At 72.7% G+C, this 14,061-nt stretch carries 17 protein-coding genes and 3 tRNA genes; 9 read left to right on the top strand and 11 right to left on the bottom strand.

Annotated elements, in window-relative coordinates:
* The first annotated feature begins 368 nt into the window (after positions 1 to 368).
* On the top strand, positions 369 to 1,055 hold the full coding sequence (gene orn, locus VFW79_RS15220; protein WP_329678132.1) for an oligoribonuclease: 687 nt from the start codon (positions 369 to 371) through the stop codon (positions 1,053 to 1,055).
* Between the two features lie 83 nt (positions 1,056 to 1,138).
* Positions 1,139 to 1,214, top strand: a tRNA-His gene (locus VFW79_RS15215).
* A gap of 140 nt (positions 1,215 to 1,354) precedes the next feature.
* On the opposite strand, the gene VFW79_RS15210 is transcribed toward VFW79_RS15215, so the two are convergent.
* Together VFW79_RS15210 and VFW79_RS15205 are read right to left on the bottom strand one after the other, a co-directional pair.
* On the bottom strand, positions 1,355 to 2,275 hold the full coding sequence (locus VFW79_RS15210; protein ID WP_329678131.1) for a hypothetical protein: 921 nt from the start codon (positions 2,273 to 2,275) through the stop codon (positions 1,355 to 1,357).
* Complete coding sequence (locus tag VFW79_RS15205; RefSeq protein WP_329678130.1) at positions 2,272 to 3,321, bottom strand: ABC transporter ATP-binding protein; 1,050 nt, start codon at positions 3,319 to 3,321, stop codon at positions 2,272 to 2,274. Before VFW79_RS15205 ends, VFW79_RS15210 begins: the two co-directional genes overlap by 4 nt.
* Before the next feature lie 145 nt (positions 3,322 to 3,466).
* Here VFW79_RS15205 and VFW79_RS15200 point away from each other — a divergent pair, with 145 nt between their 5' ends.
* From VFW79_RS15200 to VFW79_RS15190, 3 genes are all read left to right on the top strand, one after another.
* Positions 3,467 to 4,150 (top strand): ABC transporter permease, encoded by a 684-nt coding sequence (locus VFW79_RS15200; RefSeq protein ID WP_329678136.1) that lies wholly within the window; start codon positions 3,467 to 3,469, stop codon positions 4,148 to 4,150.
* Between the two features lie 10 nt (positions 4,151 to 4,160).
* A complete protein-coding gene (locus tag VFW79_RS15195) occupies positions 4,161 to 4,844 on the top strand; it encodes an ABC transporter permease (protein WP_329678129.1) in 684 nt (227 codons plus the stop codon).
* A gap of 89 nt (positions 4,845 to 4,933) precedes the next feature.
* Positions 4,934 to 5,938, top strand: coding sequence for a glycine betaine ABC transporter substrate-binding protein (locus tag VFW79_RS15190; protein WP_329678128.1), 1,005 nt, complete (start codon positions 4,934 to 4,936; stop codon positions 5,936 to 5,938).
* A gap of 18 nt (positions 5,939 to 5,956) precedes the next feature.
* Here VFW79_RS15190 and VFW79_RS15185 read toward each other — a convergent pair whose 3' ends face one another.
* Together VFW79_RS15185 and VFW79_RS15180 are read right to left on the bottom strand one after the other, a co-directional pair.
* Complete coding sequence (locus tag VFW79_RS15185; protein WP_329678127.1) at positions 5,957 to 7,423, bottom strand: NAD(P)/FAD-dependent oxidoreductase; 1,467 nt, start codon at positions 7,421 to 7,423, stop codon at positions 5,957 to 5,959.
* A 109-nt stretch (positions 7,424 to 7,532) separates the two neighbouring features.
* A complete protein-coding gene (locus VFW79_RS15180) occupies positions 7,533 to 7,664 on the bottom strand; it encodes a hypothetical protein (RefSeq protein WP_329678126.1) in 132 nt (43 codons plus the stop codon).
* Positions 7,665 to 7,724: 60 nt separating this feature from the next.
* On the opposite strand from VFW79_RS15180, the gene VFW79_RS15175 reads away from it, so the two are divergent.
* On the top strand, positions 7,725 to 8,243 hold the full coding sequence (locus VFW79_RS15175) for a helix-turn-helix domain-containing protein (RefSeq protein ID WP_329678125.1): 519 nt from the start codon (positions 7,725 to 7,727) through the stop codon (positions 8,241 to 8,243).
* Here VFW79_RS15175 and VFW79_RS15170 read toward each other — a convergent pair.
* The 3 genes from VFW79_RS15170 to VFW79_RS15160 all read right to left on the bottom strand — a co-directional run bounded on the left by VFW79_RS15170 (position 8,209) and on the right by VFW79_RS15160 (position 9,041).
* Positions 8,209 to 8,281 (bottom strand) — tRNA-Lys (locus tag VFW79_RS15170). The two genes, VFW79_RS15175 and VFW79_RS15170, sit on opposite strands and share 35 nt — an antisense overlap.
* Before the next feature lie 65 nt (positions 8,282 to 8,346).
* A complete protein-coding gene (locus tag VFW79_RS15165) occupies positions 8,347 to 8,649 on the bottom strand; it encodes a hypothetical protein (RefSeq protein ID WP_329678124.1) in 303 nt (100 codons plus the stop codon).
* 95 nt (positions 8,650 to 8,744) lie between these two features.
* Positions 8,745 to 9,041, bottom strand: coding sequence for a co-chaperone GroES (locus VFW79_RS15160; protein ID WP_329678135.1), 297 nt, complete (start codon positions 9,039 to 9,041; stop codon positions 8,745 to 8,747).
* A 124-nt stretch (positions 9,042 to 9,165) separates the two neighbouring features.
* Here VFW79_RS15160 and bcp point away from each other — a divergent pair, with 124 nt between their 5' ends.
* Together bcp and VFW79_RS15150 are read left to right on the top strand one after the other, a co-directional pair.
* Positions 9,166 to 9,633 carry a thioredoxin-dependent thiol peroxidase gene (bcp, locus tag VFW79_RS15155; RefSeq protein WP_329678123.1) on the top strand — a complete coding sequence of 156 codons (468 nt, stop codon included), beginning with the start codon at positions 9,166 to 9,168 and terminating at the stop codon, positions 9,631 to 9,633.
* A 59-nt stretch (positions 9,634 to 9,692) separates the two neighbouring features.
* Positions 9,693 to 9,778 (top strand) — tRNA-Leu (locus tag VFW79_RS15150).
* A gap of 71 nt (positions 9,779 to 9,849) precedes the next feature.
* On the opposite strand, the gene trxA is transcribed toward VFW79_RS15150, so the two are convergent.
* Positions 9,850 to 10,224, bottom strand: a complete 375-nt coding sequence (gene trxA / locus VFW79_RS15145; protein ID WP_329678122.1) for a thioredoxin — start codon at positions 10,222 to 10,224, stop codon at positions 9,850 to 9,852.
* Positions 10,225 to 10,344: 120 nt separating this feature from the next.
* Here trxA and VFW79_RS15140 point away from each other — a divergent pair, with 120 nt between their 5' ends.
* Positions 10,345 to 10,899, top strand: coding sequence for an NUDIX hydrolase family protein (locus VFW79_RS15140; protein WP_329678121.1), 555 nt, complete (start codon positions 10,345 to 10,347; stop codon positions 10,897 to 10,899).
* Between the two features lie 10 nt (positions 10,900 to 10,909).
* Here VFW79_RS15140 and VFW79_RS15135 read toward each other — a convergent pair whose 3' ends face one another.
* The 3 genes from VFW79_RS15135 to rph are packed head-to-tail and all read right to left on the bottom strand — an operon-like array spanning position 10,910 to position 14,040.
* Positions 10,910 to 12,550: an ABC-F family ATP-binding cassette domain-containing protein gene (locus VFW79_RS15135; protein ID WP_349256471.1), complete on the bottom strand. Its 1,641-nt coding sequence runs from the start codon at positions 12,548 to 12,550 to the stop codon at positions 10,910 to 10,912.
* Between the two features lie 60 nt (positions 12,551 to 12,610).
* Complete coding sequence (rdgB, locus tag VFW79_RS15130) at positions 12,611 to 13,234, bottom strand: RdgB/HAM1 family non-canonical purine NTP pyrophosphatase (RefSeq protein WP_329678119.1); 624 nt, start codon at positions 13,232 to 13,234, stop codon at positions 12,611 to 12,613.
* On the bottom strand, positions 13,231 to 14,040 hold the full coding sequence (rph, locus tag VFW79_RS15125; RefSeq protein ID WP_329678118.1) for a ribonuclease PH: 810 nt from the start codon (positions 14,038 to 14,040) through the stop codon (positions 13,231 to 13,233). Before rph ends, rdgB begins: the two co-directional genes overlap by 4 nt.
* Positions 14,041 to 14,061 lie beyond the last annotated feature (21 nt).

Raw genomic sequence — 14,061 nt, 5'->3', positions numbered from 1 at the left:
CCGTCGAGACGACCCGCACCACGCCCGTCGCAACCCGTGGAAGCATGACGGGATGCACGCGCACGCACCCCGGCCTCCCCGTCGCTGATGGGTCGCCACGGCACTGCGTCCGCACCGGGGGCGCCCGCACCCCAGTCGGCTCGCCTCGCGCGTCTGCGTGCGTGGCTGCCCACGGTTGTCGAACGCGTCGCGCTGGCGGCCGGAGCAACGGCCTCCACGACGTTCGTGCTCGGCTGGGCGGGGATCCGATGGCGGACCGCGGTTCTCGTTGGGGCAGCCGCCGGACTCCTCGTGCTCGTCGCCGCCGGCGTCGCCGCGACGGTCCAGGCTCCGCACGAGAGCCCGGCCCGGGACCGTAGGCTGGCACCGTGACGACGACAGGCAACGGCAGCACCAGCAACGACCGGATCGTGTGGATCGACTGCGAGATGACGGGCCTCGACCTCACGGCCGACGCGCTCATCGAGGTCGCCGTCGTCGTGACGGACTCCGAGCTCACGGTGCTCGGCAAGGGAGTCGAGGTCGTCATCGCACCCCCGCCCGGCGCGCTCGAGCAGATGAACGACTTCGTCCGCGCGATGCATGTCACGTCCGGCCTGCTCGAGGACCTGCCGACCGGCACCACCCTCGCCGATGCTCAGGCCCAGGTGCTCGAGTACGTGAAGACGTGGGTGCCCGACCCAGGCAAGGCGCCACTGGCCGGCAACTCCGTCGGCACCGACAAGAACTTCCTCGACCGCGACATGCCCGAGCTGTCCGCGCACCTCCACTACCGCGTGATCGACGTCTCGTCGATCAAGGAGCTCGCGCGCCGCTGGTACCCGCGCGTCTACTTCGCGTCTCCCGAGAAGCATGGCGGCCACCGCGCGCTCGGCGACATCCTCGACAGCATCGACGAGCTGCGGTACTACCGCGCCGCGCTGCTGGTCCCCCAGCCGGGGCCCGACTCGAAGCAGGCCAAGGCCGTCGCAGCGCAGGTCATCGCGACGTCGGTGAACCTCGCCTCGGTCGCCGAGGACACGCTGGTCGGCCCGGAGGGTCCTGCGGCACGCTGACGGGCTGTGCATCGTCGGACGTGAGAGCACCTCGTCCGAGCCGGTACACTTCTTCTCGCCCCTTCCGAGGGGCGAGATCCATGGTGGGTATAGCTCAGCTGGTAGAGCACCTGGTTGTGGTCCAGGGGGTCGCGGGTTCAAGTCCCGTTACTCACCCCATGGTTCGAAGGGCGTCGCACTCGTGAGTGCGGCGCCCTTCGTCGTCCCAGGACCGGTGTCGTCCCAGGATCTGTGTCGTCAAGAAGCTGGCGTCGTCCAGAAGCTCGCGTCGTGCCGAGTCCCTGGGCCGCGCCGGCGGCTCAGAGGCGGCCGACGACCGCGTCCACGAGGCGGTCGAGCGATCCGGGCGCCAGCGCGAAGAAGAACGACGGCTCGGTGAGCTCGAGCTCGAGCACGACCGGGTTGCCCGCGTCGTCGGGGATGAGGTCGACGCGCGCGTACACGAGCGGTCCGTCGACACCGGGGACGAGCTCGGGCAGAGCGGCCACGACGCGCTCGGCGACCTCACGCTCCGCGGGGCTCGCATCGCGCGCCGACATGACCTCTTCCTTGTACAGCACGGACGGCGTCGTCGGCGCGCGGAACGGGCCGCTGAGCAGCGGGGCCTTGCGGACCGCGTGGCTGAACACGCCGTCGATGAACACGATGGCGGTCTCCCCCACGGTGTCGACCTGGCGCAGGTATCGCTGGAGCATGACGTGCCGACCGGCCTGCAGGAGGTTCTTCGCGTGCGTGATGGCAAGAGCGCGCGACGGCGTCTCGCCCGCCGAGTACCGTCCCGTGTCACGCGACCCGGCGCTGATGGTCGGCTTGATGACGAAGTCCCCGAAGGCCGGGAACCGGGTGTGGATCGACCGTGAGTCGAAGTTGCGCTCGGGGTCCAGCCAGATGGTCGGCACGATCGGCAGGCCGGCGCGCTCGAGCGTGCGCTGGTAGGACTTGTCGATGTTCCACTCCACCGCGGACGCGGGGTTGACCAGGCGCGTGGACTGCTCGACGCGTCGGATCCAGTCGACGAACTCGCGCGGGCGGTCGGTGTAGTCCCACGTCGAGCGGATCAGGACGAGGTCGTAGACCGACCAGTCCACTGCGGGGTCGTCCCACACGACGGGCTCGGCCACGACGTCACGCTGGGCGAACGCCGGCACGAGGGGGACGTCGTCGTCGTCCAGGGCTGGCAGCGACGAGCACGTGGCGAGGGCGATGCGGCGGGAGCTCACCCGGGCAGAGTACCCACCGTGGTGGTCGGGGAGGTTACCGGGGAGTGCTGCGCGTCGAACATCACACGACGCAGCGCCGCGAGCAGGCGGTCCGCGTCAAGGCTCCCGACGACGGCCCCGTGCTCGATCACGGCGACCGACCCGCCGCGCGCTCCGGCGAGCGCCGCGAACCCGTCCTCGAGGGAGGACCCGACGGCCAGCTCAGCTCGGTCGACGGGGAACGACTCGGCGGCAGCGTCCACCGTCGGGGCGCCGGTGACGGGTCCGAGGTCGTCGCGACGCAGTCGGCCGAGCGACAGCAGCCGTACGGCGGCATCGGTCCCGACGAGGTCGGCGACGGCAGGGCTCGCGGGTGCCGCGAGCACCTGCACCGGGTCGGCGAGCTGTTCGAGATGTCCGCCCGGGCTGAGCACCGCGATCCGGTCGGCGAGCCGCACGGCCTCGTCGACGTCGTGCGTCACGAGCATGACCGTCGTCCCGAGCTCGCGCTGGATGCGGCGGAACTCCCCCTGGAGCCGTCGACGCCCGACCGGGTCGACCGCGCCGAACGGCTCGTCCATCAGGAGGACCGGCGGGTCGGCAGCCAGTGCGCGCGCGACCCCGACGCGTTGACGCTCGCCCCCGGACAGCTCGTGGGGGTAGCGGCGCCCGTACACGCCGGGGTCGAGCCCGACCAGCTCGAGCAGCTCGGAGACCCTGGCCCGGGACCGCGCGCGGTCCCACCGGAGCAGCTGCGGGACTGTCGCGACGTTCTGCGCGACGGTCCGGTGCGGGAAGAGCCCCACGTGCTGGATGACGTACCCCATGCGCCGGCGCAGTCCCACCGCGTCGACGTGCGTGACGTCCTCGCCGCCAAGGACGATCCGCCCCGACGTCGGCTCGACCAGGCGGTTGGCCATGCGCAGCGTCGTCGACTTCCCGCAGCCCGACGGACCGACGAGCGCGAGGAGCTCGTGCTCGTGGACGTCGAGCGTCAAGTCGTCGACGGCGACCGTGCCGTCCGCATAGACCTTGCGCACGTGCTCGAACCCGATCGACGTCGCCACGCGACGGACGCTACCCGTCCCGGCCGACACCCGCGCACGGATGCGCACGCGGGTGCCCGAGCGGTGCCCGCACGCGCGAGGACGTGTCGGGCGGTCGGCGTCGCGCCGCCCGGCGAGTCCGGGTACGTTCGCACGCGTGATCACGATGACGTCCGCTGGCCCGGTGCACGTGGCCGCGAACCCGTGGCTGTCGTGGGACTACGTCGTGCGGAACCACTCTGACCTGACCCACGCGCTCGAGCAGCACACGACGCTGACGATCCAGGCCGTGCTCATCGCGTTGGTGATCGCCCTCCCGCTCGCCGCGCTCGCGCACACCCGACCGCGCCTGGCCGCGCCGCTCGTCGGCCTCGCCGGTGTGCTCTACACGGTCCCCTCGGTCGCCCTGTTCGCCGTCCTGGCGCCGTTCACCGGCATCGGCCGCACGACTGTCCTGATCGGTCTCGTGACGTACGCGCTGCTCGTGCTCGTGCGCAACATCGTCGTCGGGCTGGACGGGGTCGCCGAGGAGGTGCGCGACGCGGCGCGCGGCCTCGGGTACGGTCCCGCGCGGCTGCTCCTGCGGGTCGAGCTGCCGAACGCGCTGCCCGCCATCGTTGCCGGTGTGCGGCTCGCGACGGTCTCGACGGTCGCGCTCACCACGGTCGGCGTCGTCGTCGGGTACGGCGGGCTCGGTCAGCTGATGTTCCGCGGGTTCCGCAGCCGCTACCACGCCGAGATCCTCACCGCCACGCTGCTGTGCCTGGCGCTCGCGCTCGCGTGCGACCTGGTCCTGTACGTCGTGGGCCGGCTGATCACGCCGTGGTCCCGCTCGGCGCGGACGACGTGAGGGCCGTGGGATGAACGTCGTCTCCGACGCGGTCGCGTGGCTCAACGACCCCCTGAACTGGACAGGCACCCACGGTGTGCTGGCGCTGACCCGCGAGCACCTCACGATCTCGGTCGCGGCCGTGCTGCTCGCCGCGGTCATCGCTCTGCCGCTCGGCGTGTGGCTCGGTCACCGGCACGCCGGAGGGGCGCTCACCGTGGTGCTCGCGAACACCTCACGAGCGCTGCCGACCTTCGCGCTGCTCACGATCTTCGCGTCGGGCGGGCTGTTCGGCCAGACGGCGACGACGCTCGCCGTCGCCGTGTTCGCGGTCCCGCCGATCCTGACCAACGCCTACACCGGCGTGCTCGAGGTCGATGCCGACGTGCGCGACGCGGCCCGTGGCATGGGCATGTCGGCGGCGCGCTCGCTCGCGCTCGTCGAGCTCCCGCTCGCGCTCCCCCTCGTCGCCGCCGGTCTGCGCACCGCCGCCGTGCAGGTCATCGCGACCGTGCCGCTCGCGGCGTTCGTCGGCGGGACGAGCCTGGGCTCGATCATCGTCACCGGGCTCGCCCTGCAGCGCTACGGACAGGTGCTCGCGGGCGGCGTGCTCGTCGCACTGCTCTGCCTGGTCGCCGAAGGCATCCTGGCCGGGGTCCAGCACGTCCTCACACCGGCGCCGATGCGGCAGCGGGCCACGTCGTCGTCGGTATGAGGCGACGTCGGGCGGCTCACTTGCCAGATGTCCGGATCGCGGGTCGAATGGCTGCTGACATCCCGGCACGCCACCGCGAGGAGCCCGTCATGCGCACACCCCCGATCGCCGCCGCAGCTGCACTGGCCGCAGCCGGAGCACTCCTGCTCGCCGCGTGCGGCTCGCCCGGTTCGGGCGGCGGCGTCGCCGCGACGACCGCAGCGACCGCGTCGGGTGCGGCGACGTGCGCGCCGGTGAAGGGCGACAAGCTCGTCGTCCTGACCGACGACAAGGGCCTGCAGAACGCCGACAACATCATCCCCGCCGTCAACGCGGCGGCCGCGGCGGCCGACCCCGCGCTCGTCCCGCTCCTCGACACGGTGTCGGCGTCCCTCGACACCACGAAGCTCATCGGCCTGAACAAGTCGGTCGACATCGACCGCAAGACGTCGAGCGAGGTCGCGGCCGCGTACGTCAAGGACGCCGGGCTCACCGCACCCGACGCGTCGGTGGGCGGGGGTCGTCACGTCGTCATCGGCGCCGCGAACTTCTCCGAGAGCGCGACGCTGTCCGAGGTGTACGCCGCGGTGCTGCGCTCGGCCGGCTACACCGCCGACGTGCAGACGATCGGCAACCGGGAGACCTACCTCCCGGCGCTCGAGAGCGGACAGATCACCGCCACGCCCGAGTACGCCGCGACGCTGGCCGAGTTCCTCAACACCAAGGTCAACGGTGCGAGCGCGACCCCGGTCGCGAGCAGCGACGTCACGGCGACCGTCACCGCGCTGACGACGCTCGGGACCGGCGTGGGCCTCACGTTCGGGACGGCGTCGGCCGCACAGGACCAGAACGCGTTCGCGGTGACGAGCGAGTTCGCCCAGGAGCACAACGTCACGACGCTGAGCGAGCTCGCGGCGGCCTGCGGGTCGCTCGTCCTGGCCGGACCGGCGGAGTGCCCGCAGCGGCCGTTCTGCCAGCCCGGTCTCGAGTCGAAGTACGGCCTGAAGTTCTCCGACTTCAAGTCCTACGACTTCGGCCTCATCGGCGACGCGGTGCGCCACGGCGAGGCCGCGATCGGCCTGGTCCTGTCGAGCGACGGCTCCCTCGCGAGCTGACGGTCGCGCGGACCGCGCTCACAGCCCTGCAGCCTCGAGCAGCCGCAGCCACACCTCGCTCACCGTCGGGTAGGCGGGGACGGCGTGCCACAACCGGTCGAGCGGTACCTGGCCGACGACGGCGACCGTCGCCGCGTGCACCAGCTCCGCGGCGTCGGGACCGGTGAACGTCGCGCCCACGACGAGGCCGCGGGCGTCGTCGAGCACGAGCTGTGCGGTGCCCGCGTACCCGTCGGCAGCCACGGCGGCCCCCGACACGGCTGACACGGCGTGCTGCACGACGCGGACGTCCAGCCCGGCGTCGCGGGCCGCCTGCTCGGTCAGCCCGACCCAGGCCACCTCTGGCCGGGAGAACACGACCTGCGGCGCCCCGACGCCGTCGGCGCTGGCGCGGTACCGGCTCCAGCGGGCTGCGGACCCCTCGGCGTGGCGATCCGCCTCGGACGTCCCGAAGCGGGCGGCCACGACGTCGCCCGCGACGCGTCCGTCGTACTTCCCCTGGTGCGTCGTCGCGGTCCGTCCGGTGACGTCGCCCGCCGCGAACAGCCAGCCGCCCGCGACGGCACCGACCGCCATCGACTCGTCGACCTCGAGCCGAGCGCCCGGGTGCAGCCCGAGGATCTCGAGCCCCAGGTCGGCGGTCCGGGGTGTACGGCCCGTCGCGACGAGCAGCTGCTCCGAGACGACCTCACCCCCGTCTGCCAGCGTGACGTGGACGCCGTCGGGCCCGCGGTGCACCGAGGCCACCGCCGCCCCGGTCCGCAGATCGACCCCCAGCGCGACGAGCGCGTCGGCGACCTCGCGGCCCGCGAACGGCTCGGCGCGCGCGAGCAGCCTGTCGCCGCGTACGAGCACCGTGACGGCGGCCCCCAGGTCCGTGTAGGCGACGGCCATCTCGACCGCGACGACCCCACCTCCGAGGATCGTGAGCGACGCCGGCACCTCCTGGGCCGACGTGGCCTCCCGGCTCGTCCAGGGTGCCGCTCCGGCGAGACCGTCGACGTCCGGCAGAGCGGGCTCGCTCCCGGTCGCGACGACCACGGCGTGCCGCGCGCGCACGACGGTCTCCAGGCCCATGTCGTCCTCCACGACGACCGTGCGCGGGCCGGCGAAGCGCGCGCGCCCGCGCACGAGCGCGATCCCTGCGCCGTCGAGCCACTCGACCTGTCCGTGGTCGTCCCAGTGGGACGCGAACGTGTTGCGGCGCGCGAGGGCGGCGGCGACATCCAGCCGGCCCGTGACGGCGCCGGCCGCGCCGGGCACGGCGCGCGCTGCAGCAAGGACCGCGCCCGGACGCAGCAGCGCCTTGGACGGCATGCAGGCCCAGTACGAGCACTCACCCCCGACGAGCTCGTCCTCGACGACGACGACGCTCAGGCCACCGCGCCGCGCCCGGTCCGCGACGTTCTCCCCTGTCGCACCCGCCCCGAGGACGACGACGTCGTACTCGCGGACTCCGGATGGTTGCCGCTCGGCCTCGCTCATGGTCGCTCCGTCCCGCCGTTGATGGTCCGACCCATCGTGACGCGTGACCCGGGATCCGGCCACACCTCGCCGAGCGAGCAGGAGCCCTCATTGCCGTGCGTCGTGCGTGCTAGGCCACCGGGAACAGGTACCCGTTCTGGATGTCGAGCAGACCCGCACCGCCTGCTGCGGGGAACGCGGCGAGGAGCGCCGAGCTGAGGCCCTCCGCGGAGGTGGCGGCCGCGAGTGCCGGCTCGGCCACATCGAGGTGGTCGAGGACGAACTGGTAGAGCTCCGGCCCGCCGGGGGCGCCGTGTCTGTCGTGCCCCGTACCTGCTCGATCGCGTCGGCCCTCGAGGTCGTCGGGGAGCGGTGGAGCCTGCTGGTGCTTCGTGAGGTCTTCTACGGCGTCCACCGTTTCGTCGACATCCAGCGCAACACGGGCGCACCGAAGGACATCCTGACCAAACGCCTCACGACGCTCGTGACCTCAGGCGTGCTGGAGAAGCGCTCGTACTCCGAGCACCCGCCCCGGTTCGAGTACCACGCCACCGACGCGGGCACCGCCTTGCGGCCCGTCCTGCTGATGCTCGACCAGTGGGGAACCCGGTGGCTTCCGGACGCACCGCACAGCGAGACGGTGCTCCTGCACGACTGCGGCGAGGTCGTGTCGGCTCACCTGGAGTGCGAGAGCTGCCACTGCCCGATCATCGGCACCGACCTCACCGCGATCGAGCCACCCACCGTTAGCCCCGGACGAGATCGAGGTCGTGGCCCGCACGCTGCGGACCACGACCTCGATGTTGTGCGCCATCAGGGACTCGAACCCCGAACCCGCTGATTAAGAGTCAGCTGCTCTGCCAATTGAGCTAATGGCGCGCGGGGCGAAACGTTACCACCGGTCAGGCGCAGAGACGAACTCACGTCCCCGCGCGTGACGCGCGTCACTCGCGAGCGGCCTGGGGGTCGGGGACGAGCTCGTCGGAAGCCTGGTCCGGGGCCTGGTCGGTGTCCGTTTCGGTCTCCCACCAGGCGTCGTCGGGCAGCCCCTCGGTCTCGAGGATGACCTGGGAGGCGGGGCCGTCCGGGGCGGCGAGATCAGCGAGCAGCGTCAACGGCACGCCCTCGGCGAGCAGCTGCATCACGGCACCGGCAGCATCTGCCGGATCGGGCGTGGCTGCGTCCGATCCGGTCGGGCCATCGGGTGCGCCGACGTCCACGGTCAGGTCTGGGTCGTTCTGAACCACGCGCTGTCCCCCTCTGCTCGGCGATCCACCATCCGAACACCCGGCACGCTCCGGCGCAAGCGCGCCCCACCGATCCGCGATGCGCGAATGCCCCTTCAGAGGTACAGCCCCGTCCCGGCGCCGCCGACCCCCGGCTGCGCGACGGCATGCACGTCCTTCTCCCGGAGCAGCAGGTAGGTGCGGGCGTCGAGCTCGACCTCGCCGCGCTCGTCGGGGTCGAACAGCACGCGGTTGCCCACCTCGACCTGCCGGACCTGCTGGCCCGCCGCGACCACCGTGCCCCACGCGAGCCGCTTGCCGACGGCGGCCGTCGCGGGAATGACGATGCCACCGGACGAGCGGCGCTCGGCGGCGTCGGGGTCCAGCTCGACCAGCAGCCTGTCGTTGAGCATGCGGATCGGCAGAGTGGGCCGTTCGGACGACCGGGGTGCGCTCACGTCGACCGACGCTACCGCGACCGTAGGCTGGCATCGCCCGCAGCCGCCCGAGCAGCACCGACCACGACCCAGGAGCACCATGCCGCGCCTGTCCACCGGAGACCTCGCCCCCGACTTCACGCTCCCGACGGCCGACGGCGGTTCCGTCACGCTCTCCGACCTGCGCGGGCAGCACGTCGTCGTGTACTTCTACCCCGCCGCGATGACGCCGGGCTGCACCACCCAGGCGTGCGACTTCCGCGACTCTCTGACGTCGCTCGCCGCGGCCGGCTACGCCGTCATCGGCGTGTCGCCCGACCCGGTCGACAAGCTCGCTCGGTTCGCCGCGGAGGACGGTCTGACGTTCCCGCTCGCGTCCGATGTCGACAGGTCCGTGCTCGAGGGCTGGGGCGCGTACGGCGAGAAGCAGCTGTACGGCAAGACCGTGACGGGCGTGATCCGTTCGACAGTCGTCGTCGGCCCGGACGGCAGGGTGGAGCTCGCCCAGTACAACGTGAAGGCCACCGGACACGTCGCGAAGCTCCGGCGCGACCTGAAGATCGCCTGACGGGGCGGCCGCCGCCACCCGTCGAGCGACTTCTGGCCCCTGTGGAATCATCGGAGCGCGCGGGAGTGGTGAAACGGCAGCCACGCCAGGTTTAGGTCCTGGTGCCCCCACGGGCGTGCGGGTTCGAGTCCCGTCTCCCGCACCAGGTCAGGACGCACCGACGGCCCGTCGCGCGCGTGCGCGGCGGGCCCGTCGAGGTGGTTCGGTGCGGCGGTCTCAGCTCTGCGTGCCTGTGCGTGCCGCCGCGATCTGCTGGCGCACGTCGTCCATGTCGAGCTCCTTGACGCCCTGAAGCACCTGCTCGAGCGCCGGACCAGGCAGTGCGCCCGCCTGGCTGAAGACGAGGACACCCTCGCGGAACGCCATGAGCGTCGGGATCGAGGAGATGTTCAGCTCGGCAGCGAGCTCCTGCTCGGCATCCGTGTCGACCTTGGCGTGCACGACGTCGGGGTGCTGCTCGGACGACGTCTCGAACACCGGACCGAAGCGCTTGCACGGGCCGCACCACTCCGCCCAGAAGTCGACGAGGACGATGTCGTTGTCGTTGATCGTCTGCTGGATCGTGGCACCGGTCAGCTCGGTCGTGGCCATGGGGGTCCTCCTCAGGTGTGTGGCTTGCGGCCGGTAGAGCACTCCGGAGCGCCCGGGTATTCCCGACGCCGGTGCGCGTCGGTGCGACCCGACGGCCCCGTCCGGGGTAGAAAAGGCACCGTGACCGACACCGCCGAGTACCCTCGCGAACCCGAACGCCCCTCCGGCTGGCTCAGCAACGACGCGATGGCGACCGCGCGCCGGACGCTGCCGCTGCTGTACGTCGATGCCGTTCCCGTGCGCGTCGACGACTCGGGCGACGTCGTGGCCGTCGGGCTCCTGCTGCGGGTCAACCAGGAGGGCGAGATGTCCCGCGCCCTGATCTCCGGTCGGGTGATGTACCACGAGCGGGTGCGCGACGCGCTGCTGCGACACCTCGAGAAGGACCTCGGGCCGGTCGCGCTCCCCCAGATCCCGCCGTCGCCGCAGCCGTTCACCGTCGCGGAGTACTTCCCGACGCCCGGCATCACCGCCTACCACGACCCGCGTCAGCACGCCGTCTCGCTCGCGTACGTGGTGCCGGTCGCGGGCGACTGCCGACCGCAGCAGGACGCGCTGGACCTCGCCTGGCTCACACCGGAGGAGGCCCTCGCCGAACGCATCCAGCTCGAGATGACCGGCGGGCACGGGGCGCTCCTGCGGCAGGCCATGGCTCACGTCGGGCGCATCGCGTAGCGAGCGCGGATCAGCCGAGCTCGAGCTGGGGCCAGTCGGCGAGGTCCGCACGCATGCGTCGGTCGTGCGTCGCGACGACGACGGTCGCTGATGTCGCCCGCAGCGCGGCCGTGAGCTCGTCGACAAGACCGATCGACAGGTGGTTCGTCGGTTCGTCGAGCAGCAGGACGTGCGGTGCCGCGAGCACCGCGCACGCGAGGTCGAACCGTCGTCGCTGGCCGACTGAGAGCTCGGCGAGCGGCCGCTCGAGGTCGTCCTCGGTGAGCAGCCCGAGGTACGCGACGGGCACCAGCTGGTCGGGGTCGAGCGTTCCCGCGGCGAGCAGGTCGAGCGCGACGCGCGCGTAGGCGTCGAACCCGCTCGTCGAGGCCGGGTCGACGGGTCCGGCGGACCCTGGTGCGCCCTCCTGGCCGAGGATGCCGAGGCGCACGCCCGCCGCGAGCGTCCGCGTGCCGCGACTCATCGGGACCGACCCGGCCAGGGCCGCCAGGAGCGTCGACTTGCCCGAGCCGTTGGGGCCGGTGACCAGCAGCCGGCCGCACGGCGGCAGATCGACGCGGGTCCCCGCGAGGTCGAGCCGGAGGCGGCCGTCCGCGCCGTCGACCCGCGGCGCCCGCAGCTCGAGCAGCGGTCCGCTCACGTACCGCTGGGGCAGCGACGGCAGGTCGGGGAACGCGAGCTCGAGCGGCGGCACCGGTACCTGGACCGCCGCGGCCTCGAGGCGCTGGATGAGGCGGTCAGCAGCCTTCACGTGACCGCGGGCGTGGGTGGCCCGGCGGTTCGGTCGCGAGCCCTTGAGCGGCCGCCACGCGTCGGACAGCCCCTCGTAGGACGCGTCGAGGTGCGCGGCCAGGGTCTCGGCCCGCTTGCGCTCGGCAGCGTGCCGCGCACGCCAACGGCGCAGCGCCTGGTCCTTCATGAACCGGTAGGTCGCGTACCGGGTCGCGCCGTAGAGGACCGGCCCCCCGTCCATCGACGGGTCGAGGTCGAGGATCGCCGTCATGACGTCGTCCAGCAGCTGACGGTCGTGCGTCACGATGACGACGACGCCCGGCCAGCCGCGCAGCTGGGCGGTCAGGTACTCGATGCCGATGACGTCGAGGTGGTTGGTCGGCTCGTCGAGCAGGAGGATGTCGGCGCGCTCGGCGATGCGGCACGCGAGCCGCACGCGGTAGCGCTCGCCGACACTGAGCTCGTCGAGCCGACGCTGCGGGTCGCGCGGGGCGCCGAACCGGGTGAGCGCCTCGTCGACGCGGCGGTCGACGTCCCACGCCGCGAGCTGCTCGGCGCGCGCCATGACGAGCCCGAGCGCGCCGAGGTCGCCGGAGTCGTGGTCGAACGCCGCGATCGCGGCGTCGAGCTGTGCGGCCACGGCCCGCACACCGGACAGCGCCTCGCTGGTGAGCGTCCCGACGGTCGCATCGGGGCGGACGTCGAGCTCCTGGGCGACCACCGCGATGCGACCGACGACCCGCACCGCGCCGGCCTGCGGGTCGAGCTCACCGGCCAGCACGCGCAGAAGCGTCGTCTTGCCGGCCCCGTTCTCGCCGACGACCCCGATGCGCGCGCCGTCCGACGCCACGAGGTCGACGCGTTCGAGCACTGCGCGGCCCGGGTAGGCGTACGTGATCGCGTCGGCCACGAGGTGCACGGGTCCGAGCGCCGCGTCTGCGACGACGCGACCACCGCGGCCGGGCTCAGCCACGTGCGCTCACCTGCCGAGCGCCACCGCGATCGCCGGTGCCAGCGCGCGGAACGCCTGACCGCGGTGGCTGATCGCGTTCTTCTCGGCCGCGGTGAGCTCGGCGCACGTGCGCGTCTCGCCCTCGGGGATGAGCACGGGGTCGTAGCCGAACCCGCCGGTGCCGTGCGCCGCGAGCGCCAGGCGACCCACGAGGTGACCGACCTCGACGTGCTCGGTGCCGTCCGGCGTCACGAGTGCGGCCGCGCAGGTAAACCGGGCACCCCGGTGCTCCGAGGGGATGTCCTCGAGCTGCGCGAGCAGGAGCTCGAGGTTCGCAGCGTCGTCACCGTGCCGGCCGGCCCAGCGAGCCGAGAAGATGCCGGGGGCACCGCCCAGCACGTCGACGCAGAGGCCCGAGTCGTCGGCGAGCGAAGGCAGACCGGTGAAGGCCGCGAGCGCCCGGGCCTTGACCAGCGCGTTCGCCGCGAAGGTCAGACCGTCCTCGACCGGTTCGGGGGCGCCCAGGTCGCGCGCGCCGACGAGGTCCACGGGGTCGAGGCCGGGCAGCACCGGTGCCAGGATCGCGCGCAGCTCGCCGACCTTGTGCGGGTTGTGGGTGGCGAGGACGAGCCGAGGACCGCTCGCGCTCACGCGCCGGTCCCGGACGCTCCGACCGGCAGCGTCACGCCGCGGGTCGCGCTGCCGTCCGACGCCGGTGCGGCGAGCGCCGCGAGCTGGATGCGGTTGAGCTCGGCGGTCCCGGCGACCGCAAGGTCGAGCAGGACGTCGAGCTCGCGCCGGTCGAACGGGGCGTGCTCGGCGGTGCCCTGCACCTCGACGAACGTGCCCGCGCCGGTGACGACGACGTTCATGTCGGTCTCCGCGCGCACGTCCTCGACGTACGGCAGGTCGAGCATCGGGACCCCGTCGATGATGCCGACGCTCACGGCGGCGACCGAGTCGCGCAGGACGGTGCGCCGGGCGTTGATGGCGCCCTTCTCGACGCCCCACGCGACCGCGTCCGCGAGCGCGACGTAGGCGCCCGTGATCGCCGCGGTACGGGTCCCACCATCGGCCTGCAGGACGTCGCAGTCGAGCACGATCGTGTTCTCGCCGAGCGCCGAGACGTCGATGATGGCGCGCAACGAGCGGCCGATGAGCCGGGAGATCTCGTGGGTGCGGCCGCCGACCTTGCCGCGCACCGACTCGCGGTCCGAGCGGGTCGAGGTCGCCCGCGGGAGCATCGCGTACTCGGCGGTCACCCACCCCTCACCCGAGCCCTTGCGCCAGCGCGGCACCCCCTCGGTGAACGAGGCGACGCACAGCACCTTCGTGCCGCCGAACTCGACGAGGACGCTGCCCTCGCCGGCGTCGAGGAACCGCCGGGTGATCGTGACCGGGCGCAGCTCGTCGGGGCGGCGGCCGTCGGCGCGCAGTGTCGTGGTGGAGGAGGTCATGCGGACGAGCCTAACCGCGGG

It is taken from the genome of Cellulomonas sp. (genome assembly GCF_036279715.1).
Taxonomy (GTDB): domain Bacteria; phylum Actinomycetota; class Actinomycetes; order Actinomycetales; family Cellulomonadaceae; genus Cellulomonas_A.
This window is presented reverse-complemented; position numbering and strand designations above follow the sequence as displayed.